A 21582-nucleotide genomic window follows, 5' to 3' on the forward strand; every position below is an offset into this window, starting at 1 on the left:
ATTTCACTTGTAAATCCCTACTCCTTCCCATGCCAACCTTATCATTCTGTTAGGATCTTTTTCAATATAATCCTTTTTATCAAAAATCATTGTGTAGTGATTGGTTTCATCATATTTTGGCCATACTTCACCTTCCGGGGGATTTGGGTTTCCACGCTTAGCAAAGTTGACCCAATGGCCCTGGATTCTATTGGATACCTTTAAAGCCGCTGGCCTGGAACCATATGAAGTAATCTGTTTGCCCAATGACGAGTCGAAAGTCTGGAAGGCAAAAGGAATTTCCATACCATGTGTCGCCCCTAATTTACTTATGCGCATTGCCGCCGTTTTATAATCAAAACGGTACATCCATGTTTTTTCAAAGCGACTGTATGCCTCCGCATACCAAACCGAGGGAATATGGAAAGTCGCATCACGGCCAATGCCTAGCAAAGCCTCCTTTTCCGGGTAGTTCAAATAAGCATTCGTAATTCGCTCTTTTGCCTCAGGATCAGTATTTTCGAACATTTTATGAATCATCTCTGGATTAGTCGGGATTAACGGGTGATCCATCTGGTCGAATAATGTAGCTTCATCCCTATTTGTTCCTATAAGCAAGGGTTTTCCCTTTGCTTTTCCTGATCGAATCGAATCTAGTGGATAATCAGGCAGGAAGTCACCATCCACGACAGGTCCAAATGATAGGGAACCCGGCAAGGCTTGTGAGTTCTGCCGTAAGAGTTGGTAGGACGCCGCGACAATTTCTTGAACTGGAAGTGTTTTTAATCGATGGATTTCTTTCATTCCAATGCCCAAGATTTCAAGAAACCTTTCACTGAATTGGCGTGCAAATCCTTTTCCGTAAACAGATGTCGGAGCGGGACTTTCTGCAATAGCCTGTTTAAAAAGACCCCTTGCAGAAGGGACAGTAAGTAAGGTCGTTACGGCATTCCCTCCCGCTGATTCTCCAAATATCGTAACATTTTCAGGGTCGCCGCCAAAGGCTTCTATATTCTCTTTAACCCATTTCAGAGACGCCACTTGATCACGTAAACCTAAATTGGTTTCGAATATTTCACCATCAACTGATAACTCGGTAAAATCCAAATAACCCAGTGCACCCAGCCTATAGTTTATGCTTACAACGACTACGTCTCCATTCTTAGCCAATAAATGTCCATTGTACATATCAAGAGATCCGGCTCCCGTTAGATATGCTCCACCAGGGATCCACACCATTACAGGACGTTTTTTATCATCAGCTCTAGGTGACCAAATATTCAGGAACAAGCAATCCTCATCCATTTTTCCATTTCCTGCCATTCCTGTTCTTACAGCCCGATCCATCAGCTGTGGGGGAATGGGACCAAAATCCACTGCATCCATGACACCGCTCCAATTCTCAACGGGCTCAGGTGAGCGGAAACGCAGAGAATCAACCGGCGCTTTCGCATACCTGACTCCACGCCACACGCAAATATCGTTTTCCAAAGTGCCTTGAAGATGACCTTTAGCCGTCGTTACTATTGATCCAATCATTCACTCTCACCTCTTCATATAGTCGTAGATACTTATGTTCTTCTTTTTCCATTCCCCAGTATCCTTCATCTTTATCGAAAAAGATTATTTGGCCATTCCAACAAAGTACCACTATCTTATATAAAAGTTAAAGTCATGCCTAGGATTTGAAAACGTTTTTGAGGATATTACCCCATGTAAATAAAAGGACAAAAAAAGACCCAATCAGGTCTTATTTTGGCAAAATCTTAAGAGAACATGGCAATGATGCTCAATAAAGAGCTGCCCCGAACGGAAAGCTGTTTTGCAGCATATGTTAACTGCCGTTCATCGAGCTGTTCCAGTAAAGGCTTTAATTCAAGCAATTCGTTCTCCAGTCCTTTAAGGTCTGTAGATAGCTTGTCCACCATCAAGAGCACTTGCTCAGAATCAACAGTGGATTCAGACCAAACAAGTAACCGTTCCTTGATTTCAGTCAACGGCATATTCTGTTCTTTATACCGATTAATCATTTGAAGACGATTTAGAGCATCTTCGGTATAATATCGATATCTTGACCCAGTTTTTTCATAGCTCAGCATTCCTAATTGTGTGTAATAGTCAATGGTTCTCCTCGAAACATTCGCAAGTTCAGCAAGCTGGCCAATCCGATATACATTCACCCAGATAGTCACCTTCTTTTAAAATCTACTGTTAACGATACTATAACATAACTGTCCTATAAGGTGACCTCGAGGATGAATCTATTAGACTACTTTATCAGAATTGCCCTTCAACTGCTTCTTGGCAAAATACAAGGCATCTTCTTTCGATTTAAAAAAGTGCTGTTTTTCTATCTTATGATACAAACCAGTGCTGAGTAACAATTCCTTTGGTTGCTGCTGGATTCCGGAAATGATTAATTTCCCCTTATATTTTCCGATTCGATTAACAATCGCCAATAGTGCAGCCTCTGCTGAAGTGTCCATATATGTTACCCGGCGCATGCTTAATACCAACACTTTCGTCTTATTATCCAGGTTCGCCAATATCGATGACTCCAGGACGTCTATCGAACCAAAGAAGAGGGGACCTTCCAAGTTATACACGTTGATCTTTGAATCCGAATTATCAATTGGAACAATCTCAGTGATCTCATGACTTCTTTCCCTAACCTTTAACGTTTGGCTCATTTTTGCAATGAAGGTGATGAATGCAATCGATAAGCCGATTCCCACTCCCATGATTAAATCAGTGAAGACAGTGATGAGGAAGGTGACTAGCAAAACCGTCGAATCCGCCGTCTTCGTTTTCAATACATGAGCGAATTCCTTTCTTTCACTCATATTCCAGGCAACAAACATCAATATGGGCGCCATGCTAGCCAAAGGTATATGCGCTGCATATGGAGAAAGTACTAGCAAAACCAGTAAAACGACAATTCCGTGAATGACTCCGGACATCGGGGAGGCTGCCCCGCTTTTTATATTGGTAGCTGTCCTGGCAATAGCACCTGTTGCCGGTATCCCACCGAAGAATGGAGTCGTGATGTTCGCAATCCCTTGGGCAACCAATTCCTTATTACTATCATGCTTGGTTCCCCCCATATTATCGGCCACTGTAGCTGATAACAATGACTCGACACCGCCCAACAAGGCAATGGTAAAAGCAACGGGAAGGAGGGTGATAATAATCTCCACTGAAAGCTCCGGCACTTGGAATTCAGGAAAACCTTTCGGAATCGCTCCATACGTGGAACCAATTGTAGCCACCTTATCGGGAAATAAAAAGTAAGCTGCCATTGTGGATATTAGCAGACCCAGGAGCGGTCCTGGCACTCGTGGCAGGAGTCTAGGTGCCAGCAGTATGACGACAAAACATATGATCGCAACAAACACACTATATATATTGATCGTGTCTGCTTTAATCACCAGTTCCTTCATGTTATCCATGAATGCTTCATGTTTTTCCACTTTCATACCAAAGAAGTTGGCAATTTGCCCCGAGAAGATTATTATCGCAATTCCTGTTGTAAATCCAATGATTACTGGACGGGGGATGAACTTCATCAAATTGCCTAACTTAAGAAGACCCATCAAGACTAATATCATTCCCGCTAAAATTCCGGCAATTAGCAGACTTTCATACCCATATTGCATAACGATTCCAAATAATAAAGGAACAAACGCCCCGGTTGGTCCTCCAATTTGATACTTGGAGCCACCCAAAATCGATATGAGAATTCCAGCTATGATGGTCGTATATAACCCGTATATCGGTTCGACACCTGAAGCAATTGAAAAAGCCAACCCTAAAGGAATGGCTATAACACCTACAACCAATCCTGCCGTTACGTCTTTTTGAAAACCCTTCATGTTATATCCCTGAAATCTAGAATCTTTTATCATCTTTTTCAAACTCACATCCTTATTCGTTTTTTAAGATTGGAATCTACCATCATCAGGAAAAATGACATTCTTTCATTTAAGAGGGAGTTACACGATCGAAAATAAATTAACTATTGTAGAGGATACTATCCTTTCAACGGGACTGATTCGTTCACTACAAACATGCGGGGGGCCTTTCCAAAACTAAGGAATAATCGTCATATGCACTCTCCTTTTGTAAGGTTATTTGACATGGTTCTTGCCACGCTTCAACATTATACAGTAAAACGTAAAACTGTACATTGTTAGTAACGTTAACATTTGTTTACAACTTTTTGCATCTTTTTACATTTACATTACAATCCGGGACCATACTTCCAGCCTGGTAAATTTGAAGCCGGAGATTTAGACTAGGAATCAGGAGGTTTGACCTTTCGACTAATTCCCCATTCAGCTCATGGTGTAGTTTTGAAACTAATTTGGATCAAATTAAGACCAGGAACCTTGATTAATGAACAATAGAAAGAGCATGTTTGAAAAGGTTGCTCAAACATGCTCTTACCTTAGTCCGACTAAATGATGCATTCAATCATTACCTTATAAATAAGAAAACCTCTTGATTGAAATCAAGAGGTTTTCTTATTATTTACAGCTCTTCCCCTCTCGTCTCGATAATATGCTTATACCAATGAAACGACAGCTTCTTTTTTCGTTTTAACTGATCATGATGATCCACGTAAATAAATCCGTATTGCTTCTTATACCCGTTTAACCAACTTAATAGATCAATGACAGACCATGCATAATACCCTTTTATATGGATGCCTTCTTTGATTGCACGCTTAATCACTTTTAAGTGTTCCTCAATATATTTAATACGGGGAACATCCACTATTTCACCATCGATAATCGGATCCTCATCACCAAGTCCGTTTTCTGTAACATACATTTTAATATCACCATAACGCTCTTTTAACATATGCAGCCCATCTAAAAATCCTTGAGGTGAGATTTCCCAGCCCCATTTTGTATATGTTTTATCTTCCATTTTTACGGTCCGATAAAAGCCATCAAAAGACGGGTTCCCTGGAGCGAGGGTAGATGTTTCTCTTGAATGCTCCACGTTTGAAACAGCTTCGCGATTTTTTTCCACCCGAATGGGCTGGTAATAATTTAGTCCAATAAAATCATTGTTCTCCGCATTTCTTTTTAACGTATCCAGTTCTTCTTCAGTCCAACTTGGCGTCCAGCCTTTCTCCTTTAATTGCTCAACCACATAAGATGGATATTCACCTTTTAAAATTGGGTCATAATACCAAAAAGTTTCATATTCATTGGCATGCCGAGCAGCTAATACATTCTCATGTTTATCATCTATACTGTAAGCTGGCAGGAAAACATGGGTAATCCCAATTTCTCCGTAATGATTCAGTGCCTTGTATACCTCTACCGCTTTGGCATGTGCATAAAAAACATAATGTGTCGCTTGAAAGTATTTATTTTCATCGTTTTGGATTCCAGGCGGGTGCGCTCCTTTTAAATACCCTAAACCGCAAAACATAACCGTTTCATTAAACGTGATCCAATGTTTGACGCGGTCTCCGAATGCGCGAAAACAAATCTCCGCATACTTGACGAATGCTTCAGCTGTTCGCTTATTCGTCCATCCCCCATCTTGTTCAAGCGTCAAAGGCAAATCCCAATGATACAGCGTAACAAATGGAACAATCCCATATTTTAAGCATTCATTAATCACATTATTATAAAATTCCAAGCCTTTTTCATTTACTTCCCCATCACCTGTTGGCAAAATACGGGCCCATGAAATGGAGAAGCGATATGATTCAAGTCCCATCTCTGCCATTAATTTAATATCCTCTTTGTAACGATGATAATGGTCTATGGCTACATCCCCGTTTGTACCTTCAAAAGTTTTCCCCGGAATCTTTGAAAAGACATCCCAATTCGTTACACCTTTTCCATCCTCATCCCATGCACCTTCTATTTGAAAAGAAGCAGAGGCTGCTCCTAATAAAAAATCGTGCGGAAACTTCATTGCAACACCCCTTTTTATACCATCTTATTAAATTGATAATAATACATTTTATTTATTGGTACAAATATTAATGCAATTATATAATTTTTTTCAGTATATGACTACAGAATCTTCGTAAAAACATATGTGTTATAGATAGTATTCACTGTAATGAAATGATTAAATCGAGTGCCAATACTAAAATAAACGTTTGTTCGTTCTGCTGATTCAATGCTTCTACTTTGGCCGAAGTTGATATTCTTTTTTGAACTAATAGAATAATAAAGCAATTTGCCCTAGAAACAAGCTTTTCGGCAATTAAATATACTCGGTTTCGAATGTGCGTAATATACGTATGACAGTTACATTTTAATTGAATTCCACATCAGATATTTTATCGGTTTGCCCGTTTCTCAATCTCGGTTTATTGTGTGAATGCAACAAAAACCCGTCCACCTATAGAGGACGGGTAACTCATCTATTCATGGTGTTTCATCATCACTCCACAACCGGGAGCCAACCTTTTATCCCGATCAACTTTTCCCAAAGCGGATCTGGAATGACAAGTTCTTCCTGATCTTTTTTCGAAAGGGTTGTCCGTATTTCCACTTCTTTTCCAGACCTGATTTTTTCAATCCAATGCGGTTCCATAAGAAGCTCACGGCCAAGGGCGATAAATGGGACACCCGTTTCCATAGCTTCTGCAACTTCATCAGGGGTATGCAGGGCCCCTACACCGACAACCGGGATACGATTCCCAACTTTGTCGTAGATCTTAACGATGCGAGACTTTGTCCTATCACTCTCACGGAAAGACCCATTCCAGAAGTGACCTACCGATATATGTAGATAATCCAGGTTTTGATTCGCTAATCTATCAACAAACTGGAGCGTATCATCCAAAGTGATTCCAGGATTGCTGCCTTCTTCAGGAGAAAGGCGGTAGCCAATTATAAACGGCTTTTCTGCATGGTCGGCAACCGTTCTCTCGACTTCATTCACAATGGTAAGCGGGAAAATCAATCGTTTTCCCAATGTTCCGCCCCATTTATCCGTACGGCGGTTCGAGTGTGGCGAGAAGAATTGTTGAAGCAAGTAAGTATTGGCACCATGGATTTCCACACCATCAAATCCTGCTTCGATGGCCCTTCTTGTTGCTTCTCCAAATGCCTTAATTACGTCTTGTATTTCATCTTCACCCATTTCCCGCGGTACCGGTGCTTCATCGTTGGAAGCAATGGCACTTGCAGAAACAGGTTGGCTATCTGGCAATAATTCCGGAGGACTTTGCCGGCCTCCATGATATATTTGCAATATCGCTTTTGACCCATTAGCCTGAATCGTTTCCGCTAATTTTCTCAAAGATGGGATAAATGAATCGTCATCTGCACTAAATTGACCTGGGAATCCCTTTCCTCCAGCAGATACATAGGCACATGCCGTGACCACCGCACCTACACCAGCCGAGCGTTCAGCGTAATAGGCCAGTTCATCATCGGTTACAACACCTTGATCATCCGAAGAATAAGTGGTCATAGGAGCCATCATGATACGATTTTTCACTTCTACCCCTGATAAAAATTTATATGGTTGAAAGATCTTTTCGTATTTTTGATTCATGCCAAATCCTCCCCCTTAATCTTAATTGTGATGATGTCCGTGCGGCACTTTAGAAGGGTTCGTGATTTCAAAGCCTTCTTCAGGTACATAAAAATATTTAATCCAGACGCCATCCAGAAATTCCTCACGTGAATCAAGCAAGATATCGATATCTTTATCTGTTTTGACGATTTCATCATGCTCTGCCGGTGTATCTAGTTTCATCTCATAATGGGCATGATCGCCATGCATATGCGTGATATATACACGAATCATTTTCCCTTCGGCTTCATCAGTGCTGAGCATCTTTTGTAAGACCTTTGCTGCATTACGATTAATTTTGCAATTCATGTCCATTCCTCCAACAATAAAAATTTCCATGTACTAAATTCTACCCAATTAAGGGGTAACAGTAACATCCATTTATATCCTTCCTGCTTGGCCATGTCCAATTAAGTGCTTATAATCGGTCTGAAGGAAAGACGACGCCAATTTGCTTTCTTGCTTCATCCATGATTTCCATAGTCAACAGTGAATTAGAATATGAATTTATATCGGACTCCATTTTCCCCTGCTGTATCAATTCAACAAATTCTTTCGCTTCATAATACATGGTAGGCATATCCTGTTTAGCCGAAATGCTTTCAGTTGTTCCATCCCGATACTGGATTTCCACCGCTTGCGGTCCTGAAATTTTCTGAATGAGGATGCTTCCAAGTTCACCTTGAATTTCCGATGGCAAATTGGATTCGGTAATCTTCGAAAACATGACGACCGCCTCCATTTCATCATAGGAAAGCAAGATCGTACCCTGTCCATCAACTCCTGATTCAAGCATCGTTCCTGACGCCTGCACCTTATTTGGTTTACCGAATAGTACAACAAGTGGATAGAGGACATAAATACCTAAATCCATTAAAGAACCATTAGAGAATTCAGGATTGAATGCATTCAGCACAGTGCCTTGTTTATACGAATCATAGCGAGATGAATATTGACAAAAGCTTCCCGAAAAACGTCGTATCTTCCCGATTTTATCCAGATTCCCCTTTATACTTTCGAAATTCGGCATGATGGTCGACTTCATCGCTTCCATCAATAGCACTTCATTTTGTTTTGCAGCTTCAAACATTTCCATTACTTCTGCCGCATTTGAGGCCATTGGTTTTTCACATAATACATGTTTTTTATTTTGTAAAAACAACACGGCTTGCCTGCAATGATGAGAGTTAGGGCTGGCAATATATACAGCATCGATCTCATCGCTGGCCGCCATTTCTTCTAAATTTGTAAAAATCGTATGTACATCGTATTTATTGGCAAATTCCTTGGCTTTCGCTTCTGTACGTGAATACACGGCGGTTAAAGATAAATCCGCTACATGCTTTACAGCCTCCAAAAATCGTTCCGTGATCCAATTTGTACCTATTACCCCTATTCGTATCAACAGCCTATCCCCTTTCAAGCTAACTTATCATGTCCTCAATATACAGACATTTCCTTGAAAAACAAAGAATAATGAACACTGGCAACCGTTTAAATTGGATTTTTCAGGCAATATTCGTTTATAATTTTCCTATATAACCACTGCCATGATGTTTCTACATACTCCCTAAACGGGAAAGAAAACTTAAAAGGAGCGTGTGAAGTTTATGACAGATTTAATGAGAAACAAAGTTGCCATCATTACCGGTGGAGGATCTGGAATTGGCCGCGGTGCAGCACTTAAACTTGCTGAAAACGGCGCAAACATCATCTTTTTTGACCGTACAGTCGAAAATGCCGAAAAGGTGAAGGAAGAAGTGGAAAACCTGGGCAGAGAGGCTTTAATCATTAAAACGGATGTTTCCAAGGCTGAGCAAGTTGAACATGCCTACAAGGCCGCCTATGACCATTTTGGCAAAATTGATTTTGTATTTGCAAACGCAGGCATAAACGGAGTGATAGCCCCTATTGAAGATATAAAGCCAGAAGATTGGGATCAGACACATACCATCAACCTCAAAGGCACCTTTCTCACCATCAAATACGCCATTCCCTATATGAAGGAAACGGGTGGCAGCATCGTAATTAATAGCTCCATCAACGGAAACCGATATTTCAAGAATTTTGGATTTTCCGCCTATAGCTCATCCAAAGCTGGTCAAGTCGCTTTTGGTAAAATGGCTGCACTCGAATTGGCAAAATATAAAATCAGGGTGAACACCATTTGTCCCGGCTCCATCGATACGAACATTCACGATAACACTTTCCCGGAAGATGAAAACTTAAAAAAAATCAGGATTCCAATAGAATATCCGCAAGGTTCTCAGCCCCTGGCGAAGAAAGCAGGGACTACCGAACAAGCTGGTGATCTCGTATTGTTTCTAGCATCAGACATGTCCTCCCATATTACGGGCACGGAAGTTTATATCGATGGAGCAGAATCTCTATTATAATTCATACTTCCCTCTCTAGATATTCCATTAAAAGGAAAAAGCTGAAATCCCATTTAGGATTTCAGCTTTCAGACTGTAGCGTTGATTTCCACTCCAGGCACTCGCTTTCCGCCGGCGGTCCGGGAGCCTCCTCGGCTTGCGCCTTTGGTGTCTCCCCTAGACGCGCTTTTCCCGCAGGAGTCTCGCGCCTTCGGCTCCAATCAACTTTGTTATAAAATTTAGATAAAATCTCTTTTGCCTACAGTCTTTTTTGTTTTAAAATTTCTGCAAACATGACTATGTTTACGATGAACATTTTTTTTGCCCATCGGCGAGATTTTAAAGTACTCAACAACGAATTACGAGGGCTATCGCGAGACAAAACACCAAAACACATTTGTGTGACATGTCCATTTTTATCAAGGTGACCGAAAGTACTGACCATCAAAAAGTAGTGACACGTCATATCTGGCAAGATTATATGAAAGAAGCCGATCATCTGCGTCATCATCAAGATGTAAAACCTATCTATGCGGAGCGTGTTTTCGCAGATGCAAAAGAAAAGCATGGCATGCGTTGGAYTACTTTAAGGGGACTTAAAAAATTGTCGATGCAGGCGATGCTCACTTTCACTGCCATGAATGTAAAGAAGATGGCCAATTGGACATGGCAAGGTCCAAAAATGGCCTAACATAGGGGGCTCATAGAGACCCAATTCCTTAATATTGAGCAAAGTTCAAAGGGAATTTCAAAAGGGGTTCGGAATGTTTTAATTCCGAATCCCTTTTGTCTACAAACTGAAAGCTGAAAGCCCATATTAGGATTTCAGCTTTTCCTTTTTAAGTAACTTTCCTTAACCCACGACGGGCAAGAATCAAATAAGCGAACATGGCAACGAAATGACAACTTACCATCACAATTCCCATCGGCAAGGATGACTCACCTGAACCTAGGCCTACCAGCGGAGCCATTAGTGATCCCAATATAAAAGGAAGCAGTCCGATTAGAGCGGAAGCACTGCCTGCTGTTTTTTTCTGATTTTGCATCGCTAACGAAAAACTCATTGTACCGACGATACCGACGCTGGAAACGGAGAGGAACAAAGCGACCAAGATTCCTGCCAGCCCAATTTCGAGAAAGACTGAGGCAAGAAGGAATATTCCTCCAAACAAAGCAAGACATAATCCCATTTGAAGCAGCTTTTCTTCTTTAACCTTCCCCGCCAGCTTTCCGGCAACTTGGGAAGCAATGATGATTCCCATTCCGTTTATTGCAAAGATCAGGCTGAATGTCTGTGGGGAAACCCCATAAATATTCTGGAGAACAAAAGGCGATCCGGAAATATAAGCGAACATAGCGGCACTTATGAACCCTTGTGAAAAAGCATAGCCCATAAACACCCTATCCTTCAATAAATTCCCAAACGTCTTGATTGTATCGTTTATCCCACCAGCACTCCTGAGATTAGGCGATAAAGTTTCCTTTATCCCAAAAAATGCAGCCGCAACCATAAGGACACCTAATACACAAATGACTATGAAAACTCCCCGCCAAGAAGTGAATTGCAAAAGTTGACCGCCAAAAACTGGTGCCAAAATCGGTGCCGCCCCATTTACCAGCATTAACATGGAGAAGAATTTGGTCAAATCCGTTCCTGAAAAAAGGTCACGAACTATGGCCCTTGAAATGACAATGCCTCCTGCTCCCGCAATACCTTGGATCAAACGTAATAATAAAAGCAATTCAATGGATGGAGCAAAAGCACATAACAGTGATGAAATACTATAAATGGATAATGATATGATTAACGGTGTCCGTCTTCCTTTTGCATCACTTAGCGGCCCTAAATAAATTTGGCCTAAAGCTAATCCTAACAAGCAGGCAGTCAAACTCAGCTGGGCTAAAGACGTACTGCTTTTCAGATCCTCAGCTAGTCTAGGGAGACCCGGTAAATACATATCAAGTGACAATGGTCCAATCGCTGCAAAAGACCCCAGCATAAGAGCCATCCACAGCCTTTTGGATTTAGTCATTTCGTTGCCTGTTGATATCGTTTCTTTCATTTCAATCATTATTACCCTATCCCTTTCAACTAATTGTTTTTTTCCCTAAATAAAACCCGACTTTCTTTATTTTACAAAAAACCCGAACAATTTACGATAAGTATGCTTCACTTGAATTGGATGCTTACTGACAGCAATCCTTCAATGTGGTTCCCTATTAATCTGCCTATGCTTCGAAACTCCAAAATCTCAGTGAAAAGAACAAAATCAAATATCAGGATACTTGATTTTGATACTGCGAACCTAAGGCAAACACGGCCCTCTTAAAACAAATTCCACCTTTTAAAGGCGAAACAATTCCCCACCTTCAGATGTGACTTCATTTAAACATTATTTTCAACTTCGGCTTATGACTAAGGTATCGATTGAAATTCCCCATAAAAAAGACCCCATTTTGGGGTCATTTTCCTTTATTCAACAATACTAAATTACGGGGAGAATCACCAGATAATCCTTCCTTCAAGTTTTGTACAGCAAGAGTTGCCATTTTTAATCTTGTGGCAATACTTGCACTCCCGATATGGGGTAATGTAACCACATTGGGCAATGTAAGCAGAGGGTGATCCAAAGGAACGGGTTCTTCTTCAAATACATCCAGTCCAGCCGCCCAAATCTCCTGATTTTTCAGCGCCTGATATAACGCGTTTTCATCAATAATCCCGCCTCTTGCGGTATTAATGAGCACAGCCGTCCCTTTCATTAATCCCAGCTGCTCCTTGCCGATCATATAAGCGGTTTCCGGTGTGAGCGGCAGCATGACACAAACGAAATCCGAGATTTGGAGCAATTTTTCAAGGGGCTGATATTCGATTCCCAATTCTTTTTCCTTTTCATACTTTCGGCTACGATTAAAATAAACTAAGTTCATATCAAATCCCTTTGCTCTTTTTGCAAGGGCTTCACCAATCCTCCCTAACCCGATGATACCCAGCGTCGCACCGTTTACATCTTGTCCGGTCAGTTGCATTGGCGACCACGTTTCCCATCTCCCACTCCTTAAATAATCTTCTGCCTCCATCAACCTCCTTGCCGTTGCAAGGAGCAAGCCGAAGGTTAAATCGGCTGTCGTTTCCGTTAAGACCCCCGGTGTGTTCGTTACCATGATGCCCCGTTTAGTTGCACTTTGAACATCAATATTATTATGGCCTACTGCCATATTCGCGATGATTTTCAGATTAGCCGCCTTTTCAATCAGTGACTCGTCGATTTGTTCCGTCAACAAACAAAGCAGCCCGTCTACTTCTTGCATTTCTTGTTCAAGGACTTCTCTAGGGACCGGTATATCCTCTTGGTCCCACATCCTGACATCATAATTCCCACTAAGACCATCGATGATTTGTTCCGGCAATTTCCTTGTAATATAAATTTTAGGCTTCAAACCATAACCCCCCATACCGTTTTTTTATTCATGGAGCCACACTTGCTTCATTCGTCATGCATTCAGATTTCATTTCATATAAGACTTCAAAATAAGTAATGATAATATTGGCTAAGTAACCGGCTTGTTTATTCAATTTTAAAATAAACTAGATAATTAGACCATTCATTTCCAATCATTCTTACTATTAAATTATTGTTTATCTGAAAGCTTCCGCTTGACAGTTTCATTTCATTCAACTAATCATAAATAATAACCTTTTAATTCTATTCTTACTTTATTTAGTAATGTCGCAATTTTTCAGATGAAGTTTATCTCGATTTAGGAGGATATGGGACGTTCATGAAAAACAATAAAATTTATCCAATTATAGCTCCAAGCGCTTTATCTTTAAAAAGTATAAACTTTTATTTAGTCAAACAGGATGAATCTTTAACATTAGTCGATGCTGGTATGAATGATGACGTTTGCTGGAATGCACTGCAGCAAACCTTAAAGGAAAATGGATTTACCGTTGGGGATATCACGGGAATTTTATTAACCCATCATCATGGGGACCATGTTGGTTTGGTCAACCGGATTACTGAACTCCATCCTATTCCCGTCTATGCCCATTCTAAATCCGTTCCCCGTCTAAAACGGGACCCTGACTTCTTAAATATGAGAATAGAATTTTATAAGCAGCTTTACATTGAGATGGGCTGTGGCGAACTTGGAGATAAACAAGTAGCATACCTTTTCAACGCGGTCGACAATAATAAAGATCAAAAACTGAATTGTGACATCATCGCAATCACAGGAAAACAATGGCTGAATTTTGAAGTGATCGAATTTCCCGGGCATGCCCCGGATCAAATTGCTTTCCTTGACCAAAAAGGGAAACTGCTTCTTTCCGGTGATTTATTGATTGAACATATTTCAAGTAACGCCTTGATCGAACCTGATGAAAACGGCAATAGGATGCTGACCCTTGTCGATCATATCGACTCATTAAAGCGATGTTTAGCATTACAGGTGAATCTCCTCTTACCAGGTCACGGCAACATCATGGAACAACCTGGTCCATTGATTGAAAAAAGACTCAATAGCATTGAGAGAAAGTCACAAAAAATCCTGGCCTTAATAGAATCTGGAATTTCTACAGGAAATGAACTGGCAAAGGAATTTTACAAACAAAAGTATACATCAGAATTCCCGCTCGTCATGTCAGAAATCATCGGCCATTTGGATTACTTGGAATATCAGGGGAAGGTCAAGAAACAACTTATCGAATATGTAGTTCATTATCAAACTAAGTGACAATCAATAAGGCTGAATAGATATTATCCCCACTGTCCCCTCAGTGAGGATTTTACTATGTCTAGAAAAAATAATAGCTTCTTGAAAGTTAAAGATTCAAGCAGTTCAAGGTTATCTAAATGGTATGGATACCGTCGGATGAAAATTGCGCTGCGTGGTGAACTGTCATTTTGGATTGAATTTTTCTTTTCACATTTATAGGCCTTTTTAGGTGTTTTTAATAATCCAACAGGAAAAAGAAGAGAAAACGAAGAATTTATCTGAATATTGGATATTTTCAAAAAAGGAGAATGAATGTGAAAAATAAGCTTTTTAAGGTTTTAAGTTCAACAGTAATAGCAGCAGCATTACTTGGCCCTAATGTCAGCTTTGCTGAACGAGGACCAAACCCGACAGGTGGAACGAATCTTTCTACTGAAGCATTCCTTAATTATGACGAGCTTGTAAAAAAATTAAATCAACTTGAGCAAGTGAGTAAAGGGAAAGTAAAAGTAGAAGTGGCTGGACAAACAAATCAGGGGCGTTCCATTCACAAGGTAACGGTCGGTCATGGTGACAAAGTCGTTCTTATTCAAAGTGAAATTCACGGAAATGAAAAAACAGGAACTGTTGCGTTATTGAACATTCTTGAAAACCTTGGTCAAAGCAACTCGCCTGAGGTAAAGAAAATGCTTGATGAATTAACAATCGTTGCTATTCCAATGATGAACGTAGACGCCTCAGAGCTTGATCGCCGTGGAAATGAGATGACATGGTCAGAGGTTGTAGGGAAATTCCCACAACTTTCAAATGTGAAACCCGCTTGGAACTATTACACGATTCCCAGATCTGGAGACGACTATGCTAGCAAACCGGGATTTGATGTTAATCGTGACTTTAATCCAAACCTTAACTATGTACCAAAGCCTCAAGACTTCCCGGGGGCATCTGAAAAGCCGGGCTGGTTTATTACACCTGAATCGCAAACGGTACGTGACATATATAAAGGGTTAAAATCGAAATTTGGTAAAGTGGATGTTTTTATCGACCTTCATCACCAAGGGTTCCCATATATCGAAGGAACTGATGATCGTGTAACAATGTCAATATCCGGAAAATTCGTTGCCAACCCAAGCACTCCTGCAGGGGCTAAATATGCAGAGTATGCAGATAATTTTAAATATGATTTCTCCCGTCAGTTGACACTTACTGCGTATAACGCACTACAAGCAAAAGGGAATTCCGTGTTTACAAATATTTCATTGTACGATCAATCTATCGACCTGCCAGGTACTGCTTTAGGAACGTTTGCTTTAAACGGAAGTGGTACGGTTCTATTTGAAGTAAGTGGACAAACACAAAACTTTGGGCAAAAAAAGAAAGGCCAGCTAGTAAACACGGTTGAAACGGGTCTAATGGGTATTATCAATGGTGTAACAGATGGATCGGTTCATAATCTTAATCCATCAGACTATGAAAATATTCCTGAAAGTTCATCTACACCGGGATTCTAATCACGTTGAAACTTAAATTTAAAGGCGGCTATCTCAATAGATAAATTGATATTATCCCCTCTAAGTGGACAGTGTAAAAAACGTTCATTCTTGGAGAGGGATTTTATTATGCCTGGAAAAAATAACGCTACTCTTGTGAGTTAAAGATTCAAGCAGTTCAAAGTTTTCTAAATGGTATAGATGTCCTCGAGTGAAAATTGCATTGCGGTCGAGGCTTTTTCGTCATTCACAAAAAAGTATATGCTTAATGTGGGAATTACAAGTACAGTCCATTATTAGAAGGGAAACCGCGTTTCTTTAAAGGCGAATACTCTAGAACCTATCCACATTTGAACGGAAATTTCAGAATAGAGCCCACTGAAGTACTCGTTAGGGATATTACCTATATTTGCTGAAGTGTGGATTTTCATTATTTATCTGCGTATAAGACATTATAACAATGAGATTATTGCTTGGAAGTTGTCTTCACGGAAGGGATTTACATCTTGTGTTGGATAGATTAAATTCAGTAACAGAAAAAAGAAATGTGTACAGAACCATTCTCCATTCGGATCAAGGGTTTCAATACACATCTCACGCCTATCATAAGCAATTAGCACAACTGGGTGTTATTGGAAGCCCCTTTCGTAAGGGAAACTGTCATTTATAATGCTTGTATTGAATCAGAATGTATTTTTGTAAATCACTTTGAATCTGAAAATAACTACAAGCAGCCATTGTGAACGATTCCAAATAAGACTCTGCCACATCGCACCGATAGAATATCGATGCCAGATGGCAACTTAGCCTTTTTAGTTGTCTGTTTTACAGGGGTAACTTCAAATTCTTAAAGATTTCAGCTTTTTTCACCTTGCTGACGAAACTTATACACACACTACAACTTGTCTGGAAAAAATGCCTTTCCTCGCTACACAGCGATCAGCAATTTCAAATCCTGCTTCTTCAATCATATGATCCATCGTGTCAATCGTAACGACAACGACCTTGTCAGCAAAGCCCCTCGCATGTTTAAGGATCGATAGCTGATCTTCCGGCGTCGCATGCGTATATAAATTGTAAGGCATATCGATAATCGCTACATCATATTTACTGGTGACCTCCGAAATCGGACCTGTAGTTACATCACCTTCGAGTCCGAAATAGGCAATGTTCTCCCTGGAACCGTCAGTAACAAGTGGGTTGATATCTCGGCCAACAATATTTATCCCCATTGATAGTGCTTCCACCAATACCGTTCCAATTCCGCAGCATGGATCAATGGCCTTCACTCCATCTGGATGTGGAACGGCTATGTTGGCAATGGCCCTCGCCACTCGTGTGCTAAGTGCTGTTGAATATTCACGCGGCTTCTTCATATGATGTAACCAAACCGCTTCAGGTTTTACATACTTCCCAAAATACCAACGGCCGCCCAGGGTCACTATTCCATAAACCTGATCAGGATTTCTCACATCGGCATCCCCCTGAATGTGCCAGCCAATCTCCCGTTCAATTTCACGCTGTCCATCATAATCTATTTTTTCTTCTTTATTAAGATCATTAATTTTTACGAATAACACTTTGAACGTCGAATCAGGCAATTTTATATCCTTCACTTGCTCAACAATTTCGGATATGCTATCCCCTTCAAACATGATATCGACCCGTCCTTTTATAAAGGGACTTCTGCTCGGTTCAATTTTTATATCACTTTTTAGTATATTTTCTGAAGCCTCAAAGCCAAAGAACGAGCGCATCTCCATTTTAGATAATGAGCGTTCGTCAGGGCTGCACGTAAAGGTGTATATATATGCCGGTATACGGCTTTGATTAGTCAATCCATTCCCATCCTTCATTTGCTATAGATTATATCTTTCTATCAAACATAGCTGTAATAGGATGGAAAAGCAAATGGAATCGTACAGAAAAAACAACAGGAATGCTTTTCTTTCATGCTCCCGTTATTTTTTCCCATTTCCAATTATAATTTTCAAAGTTAAAGTATGGAAATCATTAATCTAATTTATGCAGCCGACCCTTTATATACTTTGCACGGCTCTCTATGAATTTCAGGATAAAATCAGGCTCATTATCAAAAGTTTTCTTATTATCCTTGATATATGGATCTTTTGAAACATAAGGACTTATTTGATCATGCATTCCCTGAATGATGGGTTTCATATGCTTAACGTTAAACCGGGTGTTCAAAATCCCTTTTAGGAGTCTTTGGTATCGAACACGAAATGCCCTTACATCAAGAATTCTAGCAGTCAATGTATTGAATCCCTCGATTCCCACATAATCCTCTTCCATCACTTTTCCGTTAACATCCCTGCCCCATGTCGCATCATAATCCCATGGAATCATTTCAAAGAGTCCAGTATCTCCATTTCGATACAGGGCATAGTTGTGAACAAACCCATCATAGTTTTGCGTGAATATGACACCAGCCAGCCAGCGCAGGTACTTTTCCACATCGACATAATTTACGATTTCCCTTTCAAAATCCGCCCTTGAAGTTGTATTGATTTGGATAATCAATTCTTGTAAATATAATTCATCCTTTGCTGACCCGCATTTTTTTTGATATCCCATTTCCAATGATTTTTTGATTCCTTTATCCAAATCACTCATCAATGAAAAATTTGCATCGCCGTCCACTGCATAGAAAATTGATCCCTTAGGAAGATCCCTATTCTTCAAATAAAATTCATCCACTGATTCCAATTCTAGATATATTCCCTCGTCCTTCCCGTTCAGATTCAGGAAAACAAACTGGGATTTCGGTGATAAAGTCCCGATATCCGCAAAAAAGTCTAAGGATAATTTATTTCTTAGTAAAGATTTATCCTTATACTCAGCATTTAAATGAACTTCCTTAGCATTCCTAAAAGTATTAGGTTTATAAAAGACTACATTATAAGACTTTTTCTGGAAACCGCGGATATGTGAGCCACGGTAAACAATATCAATATCCAATTTTTTTCTGTTAATGGTTAACTTTGCAGGTAAAGGATCATTGCACCATATATCCCTGCGAAGTTCCTTTAAATTTACCGGTGGAATAAAAAGCTGATATACAGGCAGCTTCTGGTCATTATTCATATAACCCTTCCCTTTCACTTTCCTATTAAATTATGGGAAAAAGCGAAGGACGTCACAAAAAAACAACTTTTTTTTTCAAAAAAGTTGTGCGTTTATCACTAGCACATTACGTACAAGCCGAATAGTCTAACGTATAGAAAGGAGGATATATATGTCAAACATCATTCGTGATATACAAAATGCGGTGGATAGAGCCAATTCCTTCGGGTTAAGCGATTTCATGTTTAATGACCCACGTTCAAATTGCCGTTCTTCACGTAAAAGAAACAAAAAAAGACGGTCCACTTGCAGCACTCGAAGACGCACTAGCAGGAATCGGTCCACTTGCAGCACTCAGAGGCGCACTAGCAGAAATCGGTCCACTTGCTGGAAAAGGTCCACTTCCGGCACACGATGGGGATCTTGCTGGAAACGGAGATCTACTTGCAGCACGCAAAGGCGCACTAGCAGAAATCGGAGATCTACATCCAGAAACCAAAGGCGCACTAGCAGAAATCGGAGATCTACTTGCAGAAACCAAAGGCGCACTAGCAGAAATCGGAGATCTACATCCAGAAACCAAAGACGTACTAGCAGAAATCGGAGATCTTCTAACCACGGCAGCGGCAACAGGAAATGGAATTGGGGCTTCTAGTTTCATCGTCCCTTTTCATGTATTTTAATAATTTATAAGACAAAGAGGTGTTTACATCAACGCCTCTTTTTTATATCCTGTAAACGAAAATTGAATGATTTTTTAATCCTCAAAAAAGGATCCTATCGGTTTCACATACCGGTAGGATCCTTCCATTTTCCCTTATTTGACGGAGACCAATTCGAACTGTGCATACACATCCTTCAGTCCTGCTTGAATGGCTTGACCAGCTTTCCCACGATAATACTTTTGTACACGATCAATCAATTCTTCGATACCATCTTTCAGGCAATACCCTCGCAGCAGGTGACGAATGAATTCCCTGCCATGTTCTGTAGCAAGTGTACAGGAAGCCTCGACAATGACACCATGTTTAAAATCAAGTTCTACCGTGATCGTGATGGAATCATATATATTTCTCGCTGCCATCCCTTGTGGAAGTTTTGCATGCCCTGCAATAAAGTATGTGTTCATCATCTGATCTCCTCTATCTATAATTAATGTACGGAAATTTGCTCGAAGGGCCATGCAGGCAATTGCTTGCGAAGCCCTTTATCTTGTCTGTAGCCAAGAGCGTATTCACCCTGCATTACAGTATGAATCTCACGGGTTCCTTCATAAATGACCGGAGCCTTTGAATTCCGGAGAAAACGTTCGACTGGATATTCATCCGAGTAGCCATAGGCACCATGAATTTGAACAGCATCATTGGCCGCTTCGTTAGCAGCATTACATGATATCCACTTGGCAAGTGATGTTTCCTTCGTATTCCTTTTTCCTTGATTTTTTAAGGTACCCGCTTTAAAGACCAGCAATCTTGAAATCTCTAAATTTGCGGTCATCTTGGCAATCATCTGTTGAACGAGCTGATGCCTGCCAATCTCTTTTCCGAAGGTACTTCGTTCATGGCAATACTTCAAGCTTGCTTCAAGGCTTGCTTCAATTAAACCTACAGCACCTGCGGCCACTGTAAACCGGCCGCTGTCCAATGCCGACATGGAGATTTTAAAGCCCTCACCTTCTTCACCAAGCCTATTCTCCACCGGAACTTTTACATCCGTTAAAAAGACTTCGCCTGTATTCCCCGCACGGATTCCTAATTTCCCTTTAATGGCTTTCGACTCCACTCCCTCAAAAGTCCGTTCCACTATAAAAGCGGTAATTCCCCTTGAGCCGGCATCATGATCCGTCTTGGCGAAAATAAGGAAATGATCTGCATAATCACAGAGCGAAATCCAAGTTTTTGATCCATTCAGGATATAATGGTCCCCAACACGTTTTGCCGTTGATTTCATTGACGCTACATCAGATCCTGCATTCGGTTCAGTCAGCCCAAAAGCGCCAATCTTGGTCCCTTTTGCTTGAGGAACTAAGTATTTCCGTTTTTGTTCTTCCGTCCCCCATTGCAGCAGGGTCATGCTATTCAACCCTGTATGTACAGAAACTGCGGTTCGGTAAGCCGTATCGCCTCGCTCCAGTTCTTCACAAACGATGGCCAGGGTATTATAATCCATTCCGACTCCACCGTACTCTTCTGGTATACAAACGCCCATCAACTGCAATTCCGCTAATCTTTTTAAAATATGTGGCTGGAATTGACCCTGCCTATCCCACTCTTGAATATATGGGATAATTTCCCTATCCACGAATTTCCTTACCACTTTCTTTACACTTTGCTGCTCTTCTGTTAATTCGAAATTCATCATTAAAATTCCTC

General features: G+C 40.5%; 19 protein-coding genes and 2 pseudogenes. 8 read left to right on the top strand and 13 right to left on the bottom strand.

What is annotated here, in order from left to right; genetic code table 11:
• Nucleotides 1-3: 3 nt before the first annotated feature.
• The 7 genes from AC1DVK_RS05100 to AC1DVK_RS05130 all read right to left on the bottom strand — a co-directional run bounded on the left by AC1DVK_RS05100 (nt 4) and on the right by AC1DVK_RS05130 (nt 8944).
• Nucleotides 4-1518 carry a carboxylesterase/lipase family protein gene (locus AC1DVK_RS05100; protein ID WP_477625983.1) on the bottom strand — a complete coding sequence of 505 codons (1515 nt, stop codon included), beginning with the start codon at nt 1516-1518 and terminating at the stop codon, nt 4-6.
• Nucleotides 1519-1745: 227 nt separating this feature from the next.
• Nucleotides 1746-2159, bottom strand: coding sequence for a MerR family transcriptional regulator (locus AC1DVK_RS05105; RefSeq protein WP_410860781.1), 414 nt, complete (start codon nt 2157-2159; stop codon nt 1746-1748).
• An 84-nt stretch (nt 2160-2243) separates the two neighbouring features.
• Nucleotides 2244-3884, bottom strand: a complete 1641-nt coding sequence (locus AC1DVK_RS05110; RefSeq protein ID WP_477626008.1) for a SulP family inorganic anion transporter — start codon at nt 3882-3884, stop codon at nt 2244-2246.
• 625 nt (nt 3885-4509) lie between these two features.
• Complete coding sequence (locus tag AC1DVK_RS05115) at nt 4510-5919, bottom strand: GH1 family beta-glucosidase (protein ID WP_089364708.1); 1410 nt, start codon at nt 5917-5919, stop codon at nt 4510-4512.
• 477 nt (nt 5920-6396) lie between these two features.
• Nucleotides 6397-7518 (bottom strand): NADH-dependent flavin oxidoreductase, encoded by a 1122-nt coding sequence (locus tag AC1DVK_RS05120; protein WP_477625984.1) that lies wholly within the window; start codon nt 7516-7518, stop codon nt 6397-6399.
• A gap of 21 nt (nt 7519-7539) precedes the next feature.
• Entirely contained in the window at nt 7540-7848 is a 309-nt protein-coding gene (locus tag AC1DVK_RS05125; RefSeq protein WP_477625985.1) for an iron-sulfur cluster assembly accessory protein, read from the bottom strand.
• A 109-nt stretch (nt 7849-7957) separates the two neighbouring features.
• Nucleotides 7958-8944 carry a Gfo/Idh/MocA family protein gene (locus AC1DVK_RS05130; protein ID WP_061462151.1) on the bottom strand — a complete coding sequence of 329 codons (987 nt, stop codon included), beginning with the start codon at nt 8942-8944 and terminating at the stop codon, nt 7958-7960.
• A gap of 205 nt (nt 8945-9149) precedes the next feature.
• On the opposite strand from AC1DVK_RS05130, the gene AC1DVK_RS05135 reads away from it, so the two are divergent.
• Together AC1DVK_RS05135 and AC1DVK_RS05140 are read left to right on the top strand one after the other, a co-directional pair.
• Complete coding sequence (locus AC1DVK_RS05135) at nt 9150-9935, top strand: SDR family oxidoreductase (RefSeq protein WP_089364705.1); 786 nt, start codon at nt 9150-9152, stop codon at nt 9933-9935.
• Nucleotides 9936-10197: 262 nt separating this feature from the next.
• Nucleotides 10198-10605 (top strand): annotated as a pseudogene (locus tag AC1DVK_RS05140) (transposase); the annotation flags it as partial.
• A 148-nt stretch (nt 10606-10753) separates the two neighbouring features.
• On the opposite strand, the gene AC1DVK_RS05145 reads toward AC1DVK_RS05140, so the two are convergent.
• On the bottom strand, nt 10754-11977 hold the full coding sequence (locus AC1DVK_RS05145) for a multidrug effflux MFS transporter (protein ID WP_477626009.1): 1224 nt from the start codon (nt 11975-11977) through the stop codon (nt 10754-10756).
• A 400-nt stretch (nt 11978-12377) separates the two neighbouring features.
• Nucleotides 12378-13355 carry a 2-hydroxyacid dehydrogenase gene (locus AC1DVK_RS05150; RefSeq protein ID WP_410860778.1) on the bottom strand — a complete coding sequence of 326 codons (978 nt, stop codon included), beginning with the start codon at nt 13353-13355 and terminating at the stop codon, nt 12378-12380.
• 342 nt (nt 13356-13697) lie between these two features.
• On the opposite strand from AC1DVK_RS05150, the gene AC1DVK_RS05155 reads away from it, so the two are divergent.
• The 4 genes from AC1DVK_RS05155 (at nt 13698) to AC1DVK_RS05170 (ending at nt 16796) form a co-directional block, all read left to right on the top strand.
• On the top strand, nt 13698-14654 hold the full coding sequence (locus tag AC1DVK_RS05155) for an MBL fold metallo-hydrolase (protein WP_410860776.1): 957 nt from the start codon (nt 13698-13700) through the stop codon (nt 14652-14654).
• 57 nt (nt 14655-14711) lie between these two features.
• Entirely contained in the window at nt 14712-14855 is a 144-nt protein-coding gene (locus tag AC1DVK_RS05160; RefSeq protein WP_477625986.1) for a hypothetical protein, read from the top strand.
• 89 nt (nt 14856-14944) lie between these two features.
• A complete protein-coding gene (locus AC1DVK_RS05165) occupies nt 14945-16147 on the top strand; it encodes a M14 family zinc carboxypeptidase (RefSeq protein ID WP_410860774.1) in 1203 nt (400 codons plus the stop codon).
• 439 nt (nt 16148-16586) lie between these two features.
• Nucleotides 16587-16796: a DDE-type integrase/transposase/recombinase gene (locus AC1DVK_RS05170; protein ID WP_410860773.1), complete on the top strand. Its 210-nt coding sequence runs from the start codon at nt 16587-16589 to the stop codon at nt 16794-16796.
• A gap of 214 nt (nt 16797-17010) precedes the next feature.
• On the opposite strand, the gene AC1DVK_RS05175 is transcribed toward AC1DVK_RS05170, so the two are convergent.
• Both AC1DVK_RS05175 and AC1DVK_RS05180 read right to left on the bottom strand, forming a co-directional pair.
• Nucleotides 17011-17982, bottom strand: coding sequence for a TRM11 family SAM-dependent methyltransferase (locus AC1DVK_RS05175; protein WP_477625987.1), 972 nt, complete (start codon nt 17980-17982; stop codon nt 17011-17013).
• Between the two features lie 157 nt (nt 17983-18139).
• Nucleotides 18140-19231, bottom strand: coding sequence for a CotH kinase family protein (locus tag AC1DVK_RS05180; RefSeq protein ID WP_477625988.1), 1092 nt, complete (start codon nt 19229-19231; stop codon nt 18140-18142).
• Nucleotides 19232-19382: 151 nt separating this feature from the next.
• Here AC1DVK_RS05180 and AC1DVK_RS05185 point away from each other — a divergent pair.
• Nucleotides 19383-19436 (top strand): annotated as a pseudogene (locus AC1DVK_RS05185) (hypothetical protein); the annotation flags it as partial.
• A gap of 22 nt (nt 19437-19458) precedes the next feature.
• Entirely contained in the window at nt 19459-19893 is a 435-nt protein-coding gene (locus AC1DVK_RS05190) for a hypothetical protein (RefSeq protein WP_477626011.1), read from the top strand.
• 134 nt (nt 19894-20027) lie between these two features.
• Here the strand turns inward: AC1DVK_RS05190 and AC1DVK_RS05195 are convergent, their stop codons facing one another.
• Nucleotides 20028-20339, bottom strand: coding sequence for a DUF3870 domain-containing protein (locus AC1DVK_RS05195; RefSeq protein ID WP_061462142.1), 312 nt, complete (start codon nt 20337-20339; stop codon nt 20028-20030).
• Between the two features lie 23 nt (nt 20340-20362).
• Nucleotides 20363-21568: an acyl-CoA dehydrogenase family protein gene (locus tag AC1DVK_RS05200; RefSeq protein WP_410860819.1), complete on the bottom strand. Its 1206-nt coding sequence runs from the start codon at nt 21566-21568 to the stop codon at nt 20363-20365.
• Between the last annotated feature and the right edge of the window lie 14 nt (nt 21569-21582).

The organism is Peribacillus sp. P4_B1, from assembly GCF_056402395.1.